This window comes from Paraburkholderia caffeinilytica (genome assembly GCF_046030355.1).
GTDB lineage: Bacteria > Pseudomonadota > Gammaproteobacteria > Burkholderiales > Burkholderiaceae > Paraburkholderia > Paraburkholderia caffeinilytica_B.
Genome location: NZ_JAQQCQ010000002.1, coordinates 304540 through 322981 on the forward strand (window position 1 = coordinate 304540; position 18442 = coordinate 322981).

Here is an 18442-nt window from a genome sequence, read left to right on the forward strand (position 1 = left end):
ACGCTTCGATATGAATCCGCGCCACGCCGGGCAGATTGCCGCCGCGCTTAAGCGGACCGAAGCGCGATATTAGCCGGCGCTACGATCGTGCCGCCAGAGCACGTCGCTGCCGCCGTCCGCGCGATTGAGCACGCGCGCCAGCACGAACAGCAGGTCAGACAGCCGGTTCACATACTGGCGCGGCGCCTCGTTGACCGCTTCGCTTTCACCTAGCGCGACGATCGACCGTTCGGCGCGCCGGCACACGGTACGGCATACGTGTGCAAGCGCGGCCGCGCGCGAGCCGCCGGGCAGAATGAATTCCTTCAATGGCGGCAGGGTCGCGTTGTAGTCGGCGAGCCAGTCGTCGAGTTGGCCGAGATGCTTGTCGGTAATCATCGTATGGCCGGGAATGCAGAGTTCACCGCCAAGATCGAACAGGTCGTGCTGAATCGCGACCAGCGGCGCGCGCACGGTGTCGGGCAGCGTTTCGCACAGCAACACGCCAAGATTCGAATTGAGTTCGTCGACGTCGCCGATTGCGGCAATGCGCGCACTGTCTTTGCGCACACGGCGGCCGTCGCCGAGACCGGTGGTGCCGTCGTCGCCCGTACGGGTGGCGATCTTGCTCAAGCGGTTGCCCATGATATCTCCCATGCATTCATTCAGTGACGATGCGTCAGCACGGCGCCGGCGAGTCCGACAAGTGAGCCACCAGCTTGACCACCGGGTTATCCATATTGCGCGCATCGTGAAGTCGCCGCCATTATAGGAGCGGCAGCCGCCCCCGACGCCGGCCTGCAAGCGATCGGCGTAAAATGAAGCACATGCTGTAGAACAGCGCCGCCCCACTATCAGGAGACATGCGTGAATCATCCCGTACCGCCGGCCCCGCTGCGCCGGCCGTTTCCCGCCGAGTTGCTGACTGCCCTCAAAGCCACTTTCGGCGAACGCGTGTCCACCGCGGAAGCCGTGCGTACCCACCATGGCCGCGACGAATCGCCGTTCGATCCTCAACTGCCCGATGCCGTCGTATTCGCACGCACTACGGAAGACGTGCAAACCATCGTCAAGCTGTGCGGCCAATACAACGTACCGATCATCCCTTACGGCAACGGTTCGTCGCTCGAAGGGCATCTGCTGGCGGTGCAAGGCGGCGTGTCGATCGACCTGTCGGAAATGAACCGTGTGTTGTCGATCAACGCTGAAGACCTGACCGTCACCGTCGAACCGGGCATCTCGCGCAAGCAGTTGAACGAAGCACTGCGCGACACCGGCCTGTTCTTCCCGATCGACCCGGGTGCGGACGCGAGCATCGGCGGCATGTCGGCCACGCGCGCCTCGGGCACCAATGCCGTGCGCTACGGCACGATGCGCGAAAACGTACTCGGGCTGACAGTGGTTCTGGCCGACGGCCGCGTGATCAAAACCGGCACGCGCGCGCGCAAGTCGTCGGCGGGTTACGACCTCACGCGTCTGTTCGTCGGCTCGGAAGGCACACTCGGCGTGATTACCGAAATCACCGTGCGGCTGTATCCTCAGCCGGAAGCGGTCTCGGCCGCGGTCTGCACGTTCCCGTCGATGGGTGACGCCGTGCGCGCGGTCATCGAAACGATTCAGATGGGCGTGCCGATTGCGCGCGTCGAATTCGTCGACTCGCTCGCGATCCGCTCGATCAATCGCCATTCGAACCTCACGTTGCGTGAGGCGCCCACGCTCTTCTTCGAATTCCACGGCACCGAAGCCGGTGTGAAAGAGCAAGCCGAACTGGTGCAGGAGATCGCCGCACAGAACGCCGGCGAAGGTTTCGAATGGGCGACCCGGCCGGAAGATCGCAGCCGCCTGTGGAACGCGCGCCACAATGCCTATTTCGCCATGCTGCAGCTGAAGCCCGGCTGCCGCGCCGTCACTACCGATGTCTGCGTGCCGATCTCGCGCCTCGCGGAATGCGTGGTGGAAACCGAGCAGGATCTGAACGCGTCGCCGCTGCCTTGCCCGATCGTCGGCCATGTCGGCGACGGCAACTTCCACGTCGCCATCCTGATCGATCCGAACAAGCCGGAAGAGCTCGCCGAAGCCGAGCGGCTGAACCGTCGCATCGTGCAACGCGCGCTGCGCATGGACGGCACCTGTACGGGCGAACACGGCGTCGGTCTGCACAAGATGAACTTCCTGCTCGAAGAACACGGTGAAGTCGCCGTCGACACCATGCGCTCCATCAAGCACGCGCTCGATCCGCACAATCTGATGAACCCGGGCAAGATATTTTCCTGGGCGGCTTGAGGGATCATTCACGCTCAGCTCAGCTCAGCTCAGTTTCAACAGCAACAGCAACAGCAACAGCGGCACCGGCCACGCCTGCTGCCGCACAACCAGGCTTGACCGGGTACGCAGGGTGAAAGACACCAGGAGACAAGTCATATGAACGCACCCGTCGAACTGACGGCCGAAGTTCTCGCCCAACGCCAGCGCGAAGTCGTGCAGGCGCTGATGGCCGTGTTGCCGAACCACTGTCTGCTGTATCGCGAAGAAGACACCGTCGCCTACGAGTGCGACGGTCTCGCCGCATACAGACGTCTGCCGCTCGCGGTCGCATTGCCCGAGACGGAATCGCAGGTCCAGCGGATCGTGCAGATCTGTCATCGGCTCGACGTACCGATCGTGCCGCGCGGAGCGGGCACCGGTTTGTCCGGCGGAGCAATGCCGATTCGTCACGGCGTGGTGGTGTCGCTCGCGCGCTTCCGCAAGATCGTCGAAGTCGACTCGTATGCCAGGACCGCAACCGTGCAACCGGGCGTACGCAATCTGTCGATCTCCGAAGCCGCCGCGCCCTACGGGCTTTACTACGCGCCCGATCCGTCGTCGCAGATCGCCTGCACGATCGGCGGCAACGTCTCTGAAAATTCGGGTGGCGTGCACTGCCTCAAATACGGTCTTACCGTGCACAACGTGCTGCGGGTGCGCGCCGTGACAATGGAAGGCGACATCGTTGAATTCGGTTCGCTCGGCCCTGACGCACCCGGGCTCGATCTGCTCGCGGTGCTGATCGGCAGTGAAGGCATGTTCGCGATCGTCACCGAAGTCACCGTCAAGCTGATCCCGAAGCCGCAAACTGCGCAGGTCATCATGGCCAGTTTCGACGACGTCGTGAAAGGCGGCAACGCAGTCGCCGGCATCATTGCTGCGGGCATCATCCCGGCGGGTTTGGAGATGATGGACAAACCGGCCACGCGCGCCGTCGAAGAATTCGTCAACGCGGGCTACGACCTCGACGCGGCAGCGATCCTGCTGTGCGAATCGGACGGCACGCCTGAAGAAGTGGCCGACGAAATCGTGCGCATGACCGCAGTGCTGCGCGAAGAGGGTGCAACCCGCATCCAGATTTCGCGCTCGGAAAACGAACGGCTGCGCTTCTGGTCCGGGCGCAAGAACGCGTTCCCGGCCGCCGGCCGCATTTCGCCCGACTACTACTGCATGGACGGCACCGTGCCGCGCCGCAGTATCGGGCCGCTGCTGGCGCGCATCGAAGTCATGGAGAAGAAATACGGCCTGCGCTGCATCAACGTGTTCCATGCCGGCGACGGCAACATGCACCCGCTGATCCTGTTCAACGGCAACGACATGGACGAGTGGCACCGGGCCGAAGCGTTTGGTTCCGATATTCTCGAAACGTGCGTCGAACTGGGCGGGACGGTGACCGGCGAGCATGGCGTGGGCATCGAGAAAATCAATTCGATGTGCGTGCAGTTTTCGCCCGAAGAGCGCGATACATTCCACGCGGTCAAGCGCGCCTTCGACGCGCCGGGTTTGCTCAATCCCGACAAAGGCATTCCCACCCGCGCGCGCTGTGCCGAATACGGCAAGATGCATGTGCGCGGCGGCTTGCTGCCGCATCCGGACCTGCCGCGGTTTTGATATGGCTTGCGACGCTGCCGGCCCAAGGCGGGTTCGCAGCGTCGCATGGTCCGTTCGCCGTGGGGCTCCCCCTCCCCACATAGTGGAATTCCTACGCGCCACCCGCCCGTTCCCTACGCATGCGCACCGCCGCCAACGCATCCCGCATACCCCACGCCCCTAGCACTTCCCGGCTCCCACCCTGATTACCCGATACGGGTCCGCTCCGGGTTGCCAGCGGCCCCCCGCCCGGTACAATCAATCGAAACACAACGACGCAGGACACCATGGAAGAGGACGACATCGTCGCCGTTTGGTCTGAACGCGTACGTTCAGCCAGCGCCGAAGGGCGCACATTGCGCATCCGTGGCGGCGGCACCAAAGACTGGTACGGTCAGACGCTGGAAGGTGACATCCTCGACACGCGCGCTTTTCGCGGCATCATCGCCTACGACCCGGCCGAACTGGTCATCACGGCGCGCGCGGGCACGCCCCTGCTGGAGATCGAGGCCGCGCTCGCCGAGCACGATCAGATGCTCGCCTTCGAACCGCCGCACTTCGGGCCGCAGGCCACCTTCGGCGGCTGCATTGCGGCGGGCATTGCCGGTCCACGCCGCCCGGCGGCCGGTGCGGCGCGCGACTTCGTGCTGGGCGCCGTCATCATGAACGGCCAGGGCCAGACGCTGCATTTCGGCGGCCAGGTGGTGAAGAACGTCGCCGGATATGACGTCTCCCGTTTGATGGCGGGTTCGCTGGGCACCCTCGGGCTGATCCTCGAACTGTCGGTCAAAGTGCTGCCGCTGCCGCAGGCCGAAGCCACGCTCAAGTTCGACATGAACGGCACCGACGCGGTCCGCAAGCTCAACGAATGGGGCGGCCGCCCACTGCCGATCACGGCGAGCGCATGGCGGCACGGCACGCTGGCCGTGCGAATGGCCGGCGCGGAAGCCGCGGTCAAGGCGGCGCGTACCGCCCTCGGCGGCGAAGTCGTCGATGCCGTCGAGGCAGAGCGCTTCTGGGCCGGTCTGCGCGAACAGACCGACTCGTTCTTTGCCGCCATCCCGCCGAAGTCCGCACTCTGGCGCCTCGCGCTACCGTCGATCACGGAGCCGATGCAATTGCCCGGCGCACAACTGATGGAATGGGGCGGCAGCCAGCGCTGGTGGATTACCGACACCGACGCGCAAACCGTGCGTATCAGCGCCAAACAGGCCGGCGGCCACGCCACCATCTTTCGGACCGGCTATGGCTACGACCGCAGCGCCGGAGTATTCACGCCGCTACCCGCACCGCTGATGAAAATCCATCGTGGCCTGAAAACCGCCTTCGACCCGGCCCGCATCTTCAATCGCGGCCGCCTCTACCCCGACTTCTGAGCGACGCGATGCAAACCAACCTCGCGGACTTCATTCGCAACACGCCCGATGGCGACGAAGCTGACGCCATCCTGCGCAATTGCGTGCATTGCGGTTTCTGCACGGCGACCTGCCCGACCTATCAGATACTCGGCGACGAACTCGACGGCCCACGCGGCCGCATCTATCTGATCAAGCAGATGGTGGAAGGCGCGGCGGTCACGCGCAGCACCCAGGTTCATCTGGATCGCTGCCTCACTTGCCGCAACTGCGAGACGACCTGCCCCTCCGGCGTGCAATACGGCAGGCTGGTCGAAATCGGCCGCAAGATCACTGAGGAAAAAGTCGCGCGTCCGTTCAGTCAACGGATGGTGCGCCGGCTGCTCGCGAGCTTCGTGCCGAACAGCGCGCTGTTCACGCCGACCATGCGCATCGGTCAGCACATCCGCCCGCTCCTGCCCAAGAAATTGCGCGACAAGGTGCCCGCCCGGCAGCGTCCGCTCGAATGGCCCACTGCGCACCATCCGCGCAAGATGCTGATGCTCGCGGGCTGCGTGCAACCGTCGATGATGCCGAACGTCAACATCGCGACGGCGCGGGTGCTCGATGCGCTCGGTGTGGAAACGCTGATCGCGCCCGAAGCAGGCTGTTGCGGTGCGATCCGTCTGCACCTCGGCTACAACGACGAAGCGCTCGACGACCTGCGCGCCAACATCGACGCATGGTGGCCGTATGTCGAGCAGGGTGTCGAAGCGATCGTCATGAACGCGTCCGGCTGCGGCGCGACGGTCAAGGAATACGCGCATCTGCTGCGCAACGATCCCGCGTATGCGGAGAAGGCGCGCCGCGTGACCGAGTTGACGCGCGACGTCGCGGAGATCCTGCCGGAGTTCGAAGAAGCGCTCGTCGCCGTGACGCGCCGCCGCGCGATCCATACGGTGGCGTTCCATCCGCCGTGCACGTTGCAGCATGGCCAGCAGGTGCGCGGCAAGGTCGAACATCTGCTGACGGCGCTCGGCGTGGAAGTGCGCCTGCCCGCCGACAATCATCTCTGCTGCGGCTCGGCCGGCACCTATTCACTGACCCAGCCCAAGCTCTCGTACGCATTGCGCGACCAGAAGCTCGAGCGGTTGCAGGCGCAGGAGCCGCAAGTGATCGTGTCGGCGAACGTCGGCTGCATTGCGCATTTGCAAAGCGGCACGTCCACGCCGGTCGCGCACTGGATCGAACTGGTGGAGCACATGCTGTCCGCCTGAGGCGAGCGATCTGGACGAGAAGCGCGGCACGTGGCTTGCGGTACATCACCGCAAGCGTTTTCGCCTGTCCGGCAGCGGCATAAAGCGGCACGAGGTGGCGGCGTCCGTATAATTCGATCATCGCCTTTCGCTGGACTTCCGGATCCGTTCCATGCCCGATCTGATTCACAACCTCGAAGCGGTGCAGCAGCGCATCGCCCTCGCCGCGCAGGTGGCCGGACGCGATGCGCGTTCGATCACCCTGCTCGCGGTCTCGAAGACGTTTCCCGCCGAAGACGTGCGTGCCGCCCACGCAGCCGGTCAACGCGCGTTCGGTGAGAACTACGTGCAGGAATCCATCACCAAGATCGAAACGTTAGCCGATCTGCGCGCGTCGCTCGAATGGCATTTCATCGGGCCGTTGCAATCGAACAAGACGCGCCCGGTTGCCGAAAATTTCGACTGGGTGCATTCGGTCGACCGCCTGAAGATCGCACAGCGGCTCTCGGAGCAGCGCCCGGACAACCTGCCGCCGTTGAACGTCTGCCTGCAGGTCAACATTAGCGGGGAAGCATCGAAAAGCGGTGTGAGCATTCCCGAGGCCGTCGAAGTCGCGCAGGCAATCGCCGCGCTGCCGAAGCTGAATCTGCGTGGCCTGATGTCAATTCCGGAGCCGGCTGGCAACCTCGAAGAACAGCGCGTGCCGCATCGGCAACTGCGTGAACTGTTCGAGCGTCTGCGTAACGACGGCCTCGAACTCGATACGCTCTCGATGGGCATGTCGAGCGACCTCGAAGCCGCCGTGCTGGAAGGCGCGACGATCGTGCGCGTCGGTACTGCCATCTTCGGTGCGCGTGATTACTCTCACTGACCGTTTCAGATCTTTCCCTTCTCGACACCTCACGGCACTTCTTTCGGAACATCATGAAAATTGCTTTTATTGGCGGTGGCAATATGGCCGCCGCGTTGATCGGCGGTCTCATCAAGCGCGGCGTCGCGCCCACTGACCTGTACGCAATCGATCCCAACGAAGACGCGCGCCGACGCAACGAGCAGCAATTCGGCATCAAGACCGGCGCCGCCGCGGACGCCGCGCTCGCGTCGTACGACGCCGTCGTGCTGGCGGTAAAGCCGCAGATTCTGAAGAGCGTCGCCGAGACACTGGCGCCGCATCTGTCGGCGTCGCAACTGGCGATCAGCATCGTCGCGGGCATTCGTATGGATGACATGTCGCGCTGGCTGAACGGCCACGCGCGCATTGTGCGCGTGATGCCGAATACGCCGGCGCTGATCGGCATGGGCGTCACGGGCCTCGTTGCAACCGGCAGCGTCGACGAAGCGGGCCGCGCGCTCGCGTCGCAGGTGCTGGGTGCGGTCGGCGAAACCGTCTGGTTCGACGACGAAGCAAAGATCGACGCCGTCACCGCGATCTCGGGCAGCGGCCCCGCTTACGTGTTTTATTTCATCGAAGCGCTGCAGGAAGCCGCGCGCCAACTCGGCATGGACGAAGCGCAAGGCCGCGCGTTGGCCGTCGCCACCTTCACCGGCGCGGCACAATTGGCCGCGAATTCGGACGAGCCGCCGAGCCTGTTGCGTGAACGCGTGACGTCGAAGGGAGGCACCACGGCGGCCGCGCTGACGTCGTTCGACGCTAGCGGGATCAAGGACGCGATCGTGCGCGGCGTGCTTGCCGCCGATGCGCGCGCCAAGGAAATGGGCGACGAGTTCGGCAAGCTGTGAGGACGGTCTGGCTGATCGCGGTCGGCGGTCGGTTAGCCATTTTTAAAACGAAGCCGCCGCGTAATGCGCGGCGATCCCGACAAACAACGCGCCGCCCAGCCAGTTGTTATGACGGAACGCCGCGAAGCACGCCATCCGCTCGCGATTGCGGATCAGTGTGTAGTGATAGATCGCGCAGCCCACCGCCGCCGCCCATCCCAGCCAATACAGCGCACCGAAGCCGAGCATCACGCCGATGCCGACATAAATCCCCAGCGTCACCGCATAGCACAGCATGATCGCCGCCACGTCGAAGCGGCCGAAGGTCAGCGCCGACGTGCGGATGCCGATCTTGATGTCGTCGTCGCGATCGACCATCGCATATTCGGTGTCGTACGCAACCGACCAGAACACGTTGGCCAGCAGCATGATCCAGGCGAGCATCGGCACGTGGTTCTGAATCGCGGCGAACGCCATGGGAATGCCGAAGCCGAACGCAATGCCCAGATAAGCCTGCGGAATGGCAAAGAAGCGCTTCGTGAACGGATACGACCCGGCGACGAACAGCGCAGCCACCGACAATTCCTTGGTCAGCGTATTCAGCGGCAGAATCAGCAGAAAGGCCAGCAACGACAAACCAGCGGCCAGCGCCACCGCTTCCCACGCCTTGATCTTGCCCGAGGTGATCGGACGGTTTTCCGTGCGCTTCACGTAGCGATCGAAATCGCGGTCCGCGTAGTCGTTGATCGCGCACCCGGCCGAGCGCATCAGCACCGTACCCACCGTAAAGATCACCAGCAGCGGCCACGACGGATGGCCGTCGGACGCGATCCACAGCGCGTTGAGCGTCGGCCACAGCAGCAGCAGGCTGCCGATCGGCTTGTCCATGCGGACGAGGCGCAGATACAGAGGAAGTCGGGCGAACATGGGCGGATTCGGAGAAGTGCAGACGGTGCGGCTATTTTACGGGATGCGGACCGCGAGGCGCCTTCAGGCAGGCGAGGCTGACCAGCCCGGCGCTTTATGGCTCATCAACCGGAGCTATGAAACTACCACCGGCCCTTCGCCGTAGGGGCACGCGATGCGGCAACCGCACCGCGCCTTGTGCTAAAGCTGAATCCGAATCCGAATCCAGTACCGCAAAAAACAAAGCCTCCCGCAAAAGGAGGCTTTGTTTGTTTTGCCACTCGACTCAACTCAATGCAGCGCTCAAGCGCCGCACTGCAATCCCGGGCACAACGCCCGGAATGTCAGGCATTTAAGCCAGCATCGAGCGCAACATCCACGCGGTCTTTTCATGCGTTTGCATGCGTTGCGTCAGCAGGTCGGCGGTCGGCTCGTCGTTGGCGGCTTCCGTCGACGGGAAAATCGCGCGTGCGGTACGCACCACGGCTTCCTGGCCTTCCACCAGTTGGCGGATCATGTCTTCCGCAGCCGGCACGCCGTCCGCTTCCGGAATCGACGAGAGCTTCGCGAATTCCTTGTAGCTGCCCGGCGCATGCACGCCCAGTGCGCGGATACGTTCAGCGATCGAATCGACCGCGAGCGCCAGCTCGTTGTACTGCGTTTCGAACATCAGATGCAGCGTGTTGAACATCGGACCCGTCACGTTCCAGTGGAAGTTATGGGTCTTCAGGTAAAGCGTGTAGGTGTCGGCGAGCAGGCGCGACAGACCTTCTGCAATCTTCTTGCGATCCTTGTCGCTGATCCCGATATTGACGTGCTGTACGGCTACGGCTTCTTTCTTGGCCATGATGACTCCTTTGAAGAGTGATACGAACCGATCGGCAAAGTGACGGCGTGCGGATAGCAAACCTGGCACTTCGAACGCCCGCCAGTTTATCTTAGAAAGCAGCTGCGTTCGTGTGACGCGTGGCCGCTTGCCGCACCCACCGCCGGCCGCTCAATCACGCGCCCAGCGCATGCTGCAGAGCCTGCGCGACGATCACCACGAGTCCGCTCGAGACGATCGCAAATCCCACAACCTTGCGCAGCATCAATGCTTGCTGCCGTTGCGTACCGCGAGCGGCCGACGAGCCGCCAATAGTGGACATCATCATCTGGATCATGATCGTGCTTCCTCGATTCGTATCAATACCGGCGGGGCGCCGATGCGCCCCGCCTTGCTGCATCAATTCACTTCAACTGCTTACTTCTTGCCGCCTTCGGCGAGCTCGGCTATCGCGGCGATCACGCCTTCGGCATAGGCCGGATCGGCACGGCGGAAATGCTCGATCTGACGTGCGACGATATCTTGCGGCACACCGTTGATATGGCGTGCGATGTTGCCGAACAGACGCTGGCGCTGTGCCGCGTCGAAGAGCGCAAACAACATACCCGGCTGCGTGTAGTAATCCTCGTCCTCGGGATGGTCGTAACGATCGACCGTTCCCGCTGCGAGCGGCGGCTCCGACGCGTTGGTGTCCTGCGCGAAATCACCGAAGCGGTTCGGCTCGTAGTTCACGTTGCCGCCGAGATTGCCATCCGTGCGCATCGCGCCGTCGCGATGGAATGAATGGTGAACCGGGCAGCGCGGGGCATTCACCGGAATCTGATGGTGATTGATACCGAGCCGGTAGCGCTGCGTGTCGCCATACGAGAACAAACGGCCTTGCAACAGGCGGTCCGGCGAGAAGCCAATGCCAGGCACCACGTTGGCCGGCGTGAACGCGGCCTGCTCCACGTCCGCGAAATAATTCGCCGCGTTGCGGTTCAACTCGATCGTGCCGACGTCGATCAACGGGTAGTCCTTCTGCGACCACACCTTCGTGATGTCGAACGGATTGAAGCGATAGTTCGCGGCTTCCGCTTCCGGCATCACCTGAATGGCAAAACGCCATGTCGGGAAGTTGCCTGCGTCGATGCTCGAGAGCAGATCCTGTTGCGCGCTTTCGCGGTTCTGCGCCACCACTTGCGCTGCTTCGGCATCGGTAAAGTTCTCAATGCCTTGCATCGACTTGAAGTGGAACTTCACCCAGAAACGCTCGTTGTTCGCGTTGATGAACGAATACGTGTGCGAGCCGAAACCGCGCATCTGGCGGTAGTTCTGCGGAATGCCGCGATCGCTCATCAGGATGGTGACCTGATGCAACGATTCCGGATGACGCGACCAGAAATCCCATGCCGCGATATTGCTGCGCATATTGGTGTACGGGTCGCGTTTTTGCGTGTGGATGAAGTCGGGAAACTTCAGCGGATCGCGAATGAAGAACACCGGCGTGTTGTTGCCGACCACGTCCCAATTGCCTTCTTCCGTGTAGAACTTGATGGAGAAACCGCGCACGTCGCGTTCTGCGTCGGCCGCGCCGCGTTCGCCCGCCACCGTCGAAAATCGCATGAAGAGCGGCGTGTCCTTGCCGACCTGGGCAAACACCTTCGCCTTCGTGAAGCGCGAGATGTCGTGCGTGACCTTGAGCGTGCCGAATGCGCCCGACCCTTTGGCGTGAACGCGGCGTTCCGGAATCACTTCGCGGTCGAAGTGAGCCAGTTTTTCGAGCAGCCAGACATCTTGCAGCACGACCGGACCGCGCGCGCCGGCGGTCATCGAATTCTGATTGTCGGCGACGGGTGCGCCTGCTGCGCTGGTGAGCTTATGTTCGGACATGCATAACTCCTGAGTGGTTTTTATCGGAAATGGAATTGAGAAGGAGGTGCGGCGCGCGGATGCGTACGGCTTATGCGGACAGAGCCCGATCGACCAGCAAGGACAATGCAACCGTGCGCATGCTGCTGACCGACGCGGCGAAGTTGCCGGTGCTGCCAGTAACCATGCGGGCGGGTTGAAGGGGTTGAGCGGCGACGGCTTGGACGTGCTGCGAGTTCGATTGCGTCATGATTTCCTCCGGGTCTGTGGGATCGGGCGATCCATGGAGGAAACTATAACAATCCTATCAAACAAACGTGTTTGATTAATTTTATCTATTTGATAGGGATTGGCGCTATCGGCGCCTTAGGCGCTTGCCCGACCGGCCGCCGGGAAGGCGGCAACGGTCGGTGCGGGTATGACATGCCGCTTAGCTGACGGCGACAGGCAGATCGAGCTTTTTGACGCCCGTCAGATCGCAGGCATTGATGGCGTCGCAGATGGCGTCGATAGCGGGCATCCGCGTGAAGCTCTTGCGCCAGGCGAGCACGACGCGGCGATCCGGTACCGGTTCGTCGAAGGCGACGTAGCTGAGCAGACCCGCGTCGATACCGGCGGCGTGCGGCTTGACCTCCTGCACCGACATGCGCGGCAGCACGGTAATGCCAACGCCGCTCGCCACCATATGACGGATGGTTTCCAGCGACGAACCTTCGAAAGTCTTCTGGATACCGTCCGCGTTCTGCGAGAAACGCATCAGCTCAGGGCAAACGCCCAGCACATGGTCGCGGAAGCAGTGGCCGCTACCGAGCAGCAGCATGGTTTCCTGCTTCAGGTCCTCGGCGTCGATCTTGGCGCGGTTTTCCCACGCATGGCCGGACGGCAGCGCGACGACAAACGGCTCGTCATAGAGCGGACGCTGCATGAGACCCGTTTCCGGGAACGGCAACGCCATGATCGCGACGTCGATTTCACCCTGCTTGAGCAGTTCAATCAACTTGACGGTGTAATTTTCCTGCAGCATCAGCGGCATCTGCGGGACCCGCTTGATCATCTGTTTGACGAGCGTAGGCAGCAGGTACGGCCCGATCGTATAGATGACGCCGAGGCGCAACGGCCCGACCAGCGGGTCTTTGCCCTGTTTCGCGATCTCCTTGATGGCGAGCGTTTGTTCGAGGACGCGCTGAGCTTGCGTGACGATCTGTTCGCCGATCGGCGTGACACTGACTTCGCTGGTGCCGCGCTCGAAAATCTGGACGTTGAGTTCATCTTCGAGCTTTTTGATGGCCACCGACAGAGTCGGCTGGCTAACGAAACACGCTTCGGCGGCCCGGCCGAAGTGCCGCTCGCGGGCAACCGCGACGATGTATTTCAATTCGGTGAGCGTCATTGGGGGACCAATCAGTGCGATGAGTTCGATAGGTTCTAGTTATACACCTATAGGGTCGGTTCGCCAACCTTTTGGGCTTCCAGAGGCGGCAGGCGCCGCGCGGCAAGTGCTGCAAGCGAGGCATTGCGGCAGGCACGTAGAGGCGAAGCGCCGCGCCGGAAGAACACAAAGAAAGCTAATCGCGCAGGCTTACGGACCATGCCGCCGCCAACAGCACAATTCTAGGCCTTCAAATATTGTTCTCGCGCACCCAGCCACCGAGCCAGATGCTGGATCACCACGTCGGGATACGACGCGAGCAAAGCCGCGGCGGCCTCTCTGGCCGGCTCGATGAGCCATTGATCATTCTCGAGATCGGCAAACCTCAACATGGCCGCACCCGACTGCCGGGCGCCAAGAAACTCGCCCGGACCGCGAATCTCGAGGTCGCGCCTGGCGATTTCGAATCCGTCAGTCGTTTCCCGCATGGTCTGCAAGCGCGCCCGCGCCGTCATCGACAACGGCCCCGTGTATAGCAGCACGCACACCGAAGCCGCGCTCCCGCGCCCCACCCGCCCGCGCAACTGGTGCAACTGGGCGAGGCCAAACCGCTCGGCATGCTCGATCACCATCAGCGACGCATTCGGCACGTCGACACCCACTTCGATCACCGTCGTCGCCACCAGCAGCTGCACCTCGTTGCGCGTGAACGCATCCATCACCGCGGCCTTCTCCGCCGGCGCGAGGCGTCCGTGCACCAGACCGACATTCAATTCCGGCAACGCGGCGACCAGCGTCTCATAGGTCTCGACGGCGGTCTGCAACTGCAAGGTCTCGCTTTCCTCGATCAGCGGACACACCCAGTACACCTGGCGCCCCGTCAGCGCAGCCTCACGCACGCGGCCGATCACCTCTTCGCGCCGCGCATCGGAGATGAGCTTGGTCAGAATCGGCGTGCGGCCAGGCGGCAATTCGTCGATGGTCGAGACGTCGAGATCGGCGTAATAGGTCATGGCCAGCGTGCGCGGAATCGGCGTGGCGGACATCATCAATTGATGCGGCTGGAAATCGCGCGCCCCGTCGGCGGCCTTGCGCGCCTTGGCGCGCAAGGCGAGACGCTGCGCCACGCCGAAGCGATGTTGTTCGTCGACGATCACGAGACCCAGCCGCGCAAACTCGACCGCGTCCTGGATGATCGCGTGCGTGCCGATGACGAGTTGGGCCGTGCCCAGCGCCGCCGCTTCGATCGCGGCGCGCTTTTCCTTTGTCTTCAGGCTGCCGGCGAGCCACGCGACGCTTACGCCGAGCGGCTCCAGCCAGCCACGCAATTTGCGCGCGTGCTGTTCGGCGAGGATTTCGGTTGGCGCCATCAGCGCCGCCTGGTAGCCGGCGTCGATCGCCTGCGCCGCGGCCAGCGCGGCCACGATGGTCTTGCCGCTGCCGACATCACCCTGCAACAGCCGTTGCATCGGATGAGGCTGCGTGAGGTCGAGCGCGATCTCGCCGCCCACGCGCTCCTGCGCCGCCGTCAGCGAAAACGGCAGCGCCTTCAGCAAACGCGCCACCAGCGCCGCTTCGTCGCCCAGCTTGCGGCGCGGCATGGCCGGCGCGGCGCGCGTGCGACGTTCGTCATGGGCGCGCTTCAACGACATCTGCTGCGCCAGCAATTCCTCGAACTTGATGCGCACCCACGCCGGGTGCGTGCCGTCGATCAGCGCGGTTTCATCGGACTGCACGCCCGGATGATGCAGCGTGCGCACCGCCTCCATCAGCGTGGGCACGCCGAGCGGCTGCAAATAAGCCTGCGCGATCGGCTCAGGCAGTAACTCCGGCAACGCGGTGCGCGACAACGCGTTGTCGATCGACTTGCGCAGATACGCCTGCGTCACGCCCGCCGTACTCGGATACACCGGTGTCAGCGCTTGCGGCAGCGGCGTGTCTTCATCGACCACGCGCACCGCCGGGTGCACCATCTCCATACCGAAGAAACCGCCGCGCACGTCGCCACGCACGCGCAGCCGCGCGCCGATCGCCATCTGCTTGACCTGCGAGCCGTAGAAATTCAGAAAGCGCAGGACGAGTTCGTCGCCTGCGTCGTCGCGCAGTTTCACCAGCAACTGCCGGCGCGGGCGATAGGCAATTTCGTTATCGAACACCACGCCTTCCGTTTGCGAAATGCCACCTGGCAGCAGATGGCCGATCGGTGTCAGCGAGGTCTCGTCTTCGTAGCGCATCGGCAGATGCAGCACCAGATCGATGTCGCGCGTGAGGCCGAGTTTGGCGAGCTTGTCGACGGGTTTGGCCGCGGGTTTGGCGCCGGCTTCGGCAGCACGCTTCCCGGCGGCTTTACCCGCGGGTTTGCCGGCGGGCTTGTCGCCGAATGGGTTGACCATTTCGCCTTCACGCGCGGCCTTGTCGCTCGCCGGCGCGACGTCCGCGCCGAGGTCGTTCAGGTCGGCCGCCGCTGCTTTGCCCCGCGAGACGCGGCGCTTCGGCTCGGCGCTCACTTCATCGGTAGCGGAGGGCAATCGGCGTTCGGACAAAGGCATGGGTTGCTTCGCAAGTACAATATCGGCTGTCAAAGGTGTCGCCGCCAAGCAGCACACGGGTCCGCGGGCCGCTCCGGCGTCCCGCAATCATAGCCGCCCGGCTCCGGCTTCGGCTCAATTCAGTCCCAATTCGCTTCCAGTCGTCCGCATGTTTACGCTTTCCGATTTCGATTTCGATCTGCCGCCCGAGCTGATCGCACAAGTCGCGCTGCCCGAGCGCAGCGCCAGCCGTCTGCTCGAAGTGGCCAACCTGGCCGGCGCGGCCGACGCCGCGCGCCTGATCGACCGCCGCTTTGCCGAACTGCCCGAATGCATCACGCCCGGCGATCTGCTGGTCTTCAACGATACCAAAGTCCTGAAGGCGCGCTTCCTCGGCCAGAAGGCCAGTGGCGGCAAGGTCGAAGTGCTGGTAGAGCGTCTGACGGGTGAGCGCACGGCGCTCGCGCAAATCCGCGCGAGCAAGAGCCCGCAGCCAGGCACTACGATCCGTCTGGCCGACGCGTTCGACGTCACGATCGGCGAACGCGTCGAACCGTTCTACACGCTGCATTTCCCCGACGACTGCCTGACGCTGATCGAGCAATTCGGCCGCCTGCCGCTGCCGCCGTACATCGAGCACGATCCCGACGCAACCGACGAAACCCGCTACCAGACCGTGTTCGCGCAAAATCCGGGCGCGGTGGCTGCGCCCACCGCCGGTCTGCATTTCGACGACGCGCTGCTCGCGCGGCTCGACGCTCGCGGCGTGGAGCGCGCGACGCTGACGCTGCATGTCGGCGCGGGCACCTTCCAGCCGGTGCGGGTGGAAAATCTGGCCGAGCACAAGATGCACAGCGAGTGGTATCACTTGCCGCAATCGCTTGCCGACAAGATCGCGGCGACGCGTGCGCGCGGCAACCGCGTGATCGCGGTGGGCACGACGTCGATGCGCGCGCTCGAAGCCGCCGCGCGCGATGCCGAAGCCGCCGGCCGCCCGCTCGGCGCGGCCAGCACAGAGACCGACATCTTCATCACGCCCGGCTACACATTCCGCGTGGTCGACCGGCTGGTGACCAATTTCCATTTGCCGAAGTCGACGTTGCTGATGCTGGTGTCGGCGTTCGCGGGGGTCGAGACCATCCGTGAAACGTATCGGCATGCGATCGAACAGCGTTACCGCTTCTTCAGCTATGGCGACGCGATGCTGCTGACGCGCCGCGACGTCTGACACGTTTCGTGTCGCACGGCAATATCCCGTGCGATAGCGTTGCGCGCCGGCAGCGCGCGCGGTAGTCTGCCGCTCCTTGCTACGTTGATGTAGCGGCAGTTGTTGCCGACCTCTCCTGCGCCCACATGCAGTGGCAGATCGGCGCAGCATCTCGAATTTTTTACCCAGCCGCCGCGGCCTACCCGGCGGCGTTCATCATTTGCGCCGGACTGTTCTCCGGTGGCACAGGAGTTCCCCATGACCGACGGTCATACCCACGATACAAGCGGTACCTGCAATACCTGCGCGAGCCAAGGCGAGCGCCCTGACAACGGCCTCAAATTCGAACTGCTCGGCACCGACGGCCAGGCCCGCCGCGGCCGCGTCACGCTGAACCACGGCGTGGTCGAGACGCCGATCTTCATGCCGGTCGGCACGTACGGCACCGTGAAGGCGGTCCAGCCGCGCGAGCTCGAGGAAATGCACGCGCAGATCATCCTCGGCAACACTTTCCACCTGTGGCTGCGCCCGGGTCTGGAAACCATCGAGGCGCACGGCGGCCTGCACGGCTTCATGGGCTGGAAGAAGCCGATCCTGACCGACTCGGGTGGTTTTCAGGTGTTTTCGCTCGGCGATCTGCGCAAGATCACCGAAGATGGCGCCACGTTCGCCTCGCCGATCAATGGCGACAAGCTCTTCCTGTCGCCCGAAGTGTCGATGCAGATCCAGAAGGTGCTGAACTCGGACATCGTCATGCAGTTCGACGAATGCACGCCCTACGCGACCAACAACGTGCCGACTTCGCATCAGGAGGCGGCCGATTCGATGCGCATGTCGATGCGCTGGGCCAGGCGCTCGATCGACGAATTCAACCGCCTCGGCAATCCGAACGCGTTGTTCGGCATCGTCCAGGGCGGCATGTTCGAAGACCTGCGCGACGAGTCGCTGGCGGGGCTCGCGGAGATGGATTTCCACGGCCTGGCGATCGGTGGGCTGTCGGTTGGCGAACCGAAAGAAGACATGATGCGCGTGCTGAACCACATCGGCCCGAAGCTGCCGCCCGACAAGCCGCACTACCTGATGGGCGTCGGCACGCCGGAAGACCTGGTGGCGGGCGTGGCCGCCGGCGTCGATATGTTCGACTGCGTGATGCCGACCCGCAACGCGCGCAACGGCTGGCTCTTCACCCGTTTCGGCGACATCAAGATCCGCAACGCCGCGCACAAGAACTCGCTGCGCCCGCTCGACGAGCAGTGCGGTTGCTACACCTGCCGAAATTTCACTCGCGGCTACCTGCACCATCTGCATCGTGTAGGGGAAATCCTCGGTGCGCAGTTGAACACGATCCACAACCTGCACTACTACCTCGAATTGATGCAGGAAATGCGCGACGCGATCGACGCAAAACTGTTCGAGCCTTTCCGCAAGCGCTTCCACGAGAACCGCGCGCGCGGCATCGACTAGCCGGCATTCGGGAATCCGCTGACGAATTTGCCGGAAGAATCTGCTGGCGTCGCGCGGAAAACCTTACAATTAACTTTCGCGCACGGCAAAAAGGCTTTAAACGGTTGAT

The 18442-nt window shown here is 63.5% G+C and carries 16 protein-coding genes; 8 read left to right on the forward strand and 8 right to left on the reverse strand.

Annotated elements, in window-relative coordinates:
- Positions 1–69: 69 nt before the first annotated feature.
- A complete protein-coding gene (locus PQQ95_RS03685) occupies positions 70–624 on the reverse strand; it encodes a cob(I)yrinic acid a,c-diamide adenosyltransferase (protein ID WP_408434987.1) in 555 nt (184 codons plus the stop codon).
- A 222-nt stretch (positions 625–846) separates the two neighbouring features.
- Here PQQ95_RS03685 and PQQ95_RS03690 point away from each other — a divergent pair, with 222 nt between their 5' ends.
- The 6 genes from PQQ95_RS03690 (at position 847) to proC (ending at position 8203) form a co-directional block, all read left to right on the forward strand.
- On the forward strand, positions 847–2262 hold the full coding sequence (locus PQQ95_RS03690) for an FAD-linked oxidase C-terminal domain-containing protein (RefSeq protein WP_408434989.1): 1416 nt from the start codon (positions 847–849) through the stop codon (positions 2260–2262).
- Positions 2263–2400: 138 nt separating this feature from the next.
- Positions 2401–3894, forward strand: coding sequence for an FAD-linked oxidase C-terminal domain-containing protein (locus tag PQQ95_RS03695; RefSeq protein ID WP_408434991.1), 1494 nt, complete (start codon positions 2401–2403; stop codon positions 3892–3894).
- Positions 3895–4160: 266 nt separating this feature from the next.
- Positions 4161–5249, forward strand: a complete 1089-nt coding sequence (gene glcE, locus PQQ95_RS03700; protein WP_408434993.1) for a glycolate oxidase subunit GlcE — start codon at positions 4161–4163, stop codon at positions 5247–5249.
- A gap of 8 nt (positions 5250–5257) precedes the next feature.
- Positions 5258–6484 (forward strand): glycolate oxidase subunit GlcF, encoded by a 1227-nt coding sequence (gene glcF, locus PQQ95_RS03705; protein ID WP_408434995.1) that lies wholly within the window; start codon positions 5258–5260, stop codon positions 6482–6484.
- Between the two features lie 151 nt (positions 6485–6635).
- Complete coding sequence (locus tag PQQ95_RS03710; RefSeq protein ID WP_408434997.1) at positions 6636–7334, forward strand: YggS family pyridoxal phosphate-dependent enzyme; 699 nt, start codon at positions 6636–6638, stop codon at positions 7332–7334.
- Positions 7335–7387: 53 nt separating this feature from the next.
- A complete protein-coding gene (proC, locus tag PQQ95_RS03715) occupies positions 7388–8203 on the forward strand; it encodes a pyrroline-5-carboxylate reductase (RefSeq protein ID WP_408434998.1) in 816 nt (271 codons plus the stop codon).
- Between the two features lie 42 nt (positions 8204–8245).
- On the opposite strand, the gene ubiA is transcribed toward proC, so the two are convergent.
- The 7 genes from ubiA to recG all read right to left on the reverse strand — a co-directional run bounded on the left by ubiA (position 8246) and on the right by recG (position 15683).
- Complete coding sequence (gene ubiA, locus PQQ95_RS03720; RefSeq protein WP_408435000.1) at positions 8246–9109, reverse strand: 4-hydroxybenzoate octaprenyltransferase; 864 nt, start codon at positions 9107–9109, stop codon at positions 8246–8248.
- A 331-nt stretch (positions 9110–9440) separates the two neighbouring features.
- The gene (locus tag PQQ95_RS03725) at positions 9441–9935 is read right to left on the reverse strand and encodes a Dps family protein (RefSeq protein ID WP_408435002.1); all 495 of its coding nucleotides are present in this window, start codon (positions 9933–9935) and stop codon (positions 9441–9443) included.
- Between the two features lie 154 nt (positions 9936–10089).
- Positions 10090–10251, reverse strand: coding sequence for a hypothetical protein (locus PQQ95_RS03730; RefSeq protein ID WP_408435004.1), 162 nt, complete (start codon positions 10249–10251; stop codon positions 10090–10092).
- An 80-nt stretch (positions 10252–10331) separates the two neighbouring features.
- Positions 10332–11786, reverse strand: a complete 1455-nt coding sequence (locus PQQ95_RS03735) for a catalase (protein WP_408435005.1) — start codon at positions 11784–11786, stop codon at positions 10332–10334.
- Between the two features lie 70 nt (positions 11787–11856).
- Positions 11857–12015: a hypothetical protein gene (locus PQQ95_RS03740; protein ID WP_408435007.1), complete on the reverse strand. Its 159-nt coding sequence runs from the start codon at positions 12013–12015 to the stop codon at positions 11857–11859.
- Between the two features lie 180 nt (positions 12016–12195).
- Positions 12196–13155 (reverse strand): hydrogen peroxide-inducible genes activator, encoded by a 960-nt coding sequence (locus PQQ95_RS03745; RefSeq protein ID WP_408435009.1) that lies wholly within the window; start codon positions 13153–13155, stop codon positions 12196–12198.
- Positions 13156–13376: 221 nt separating this feature from the next.
- Positions 13377–15683 (reverse strand): ATP-dependent DNA helicase RecG, encoded by a 2307-nt coding sequence (recG, locus tag PQQ95_RS03750; protein WP_408435011.1) that lies wholly within the window; start codon positions 15681–15683, stop codon positions 13377–13379.
- 148 nt (positions 15684–15831) lie between these two features.
- Between recG and queA the strand changes: the two genes are divergently transcribed.
- Both queA and tgt read left to right on the forward strand, forming a co-directional pair.
- The gene (gene queA / locus PQQ95_RS03755) at positions 15832–16890 is read left to right on the forward strand and encodes a tRNA preQ1(34) S-adenosylmethionine ribosyltransferase-isomerase QueA (RefSeq protein WP_408435013.1); all 1059 of its coding nucleotides are present in this window, start codon (positions 15832–15834) and stop codon (positions 16888–16890) included.
- Between the two features lie 237 nt (positions 16891–17127).
- A complete protein-coding gene (tgt, locus tag PQQ95_RS03760; protein WP_408435015.1) occupies positions 17128–18333 on the forward strand; it encodes a tRNA guanosine(34) transglycosylase Tgt in 1206 nt (401 codons plus the stop codon).
- Positions 18334–18442 lie beyond the last annotated feature (109 nt).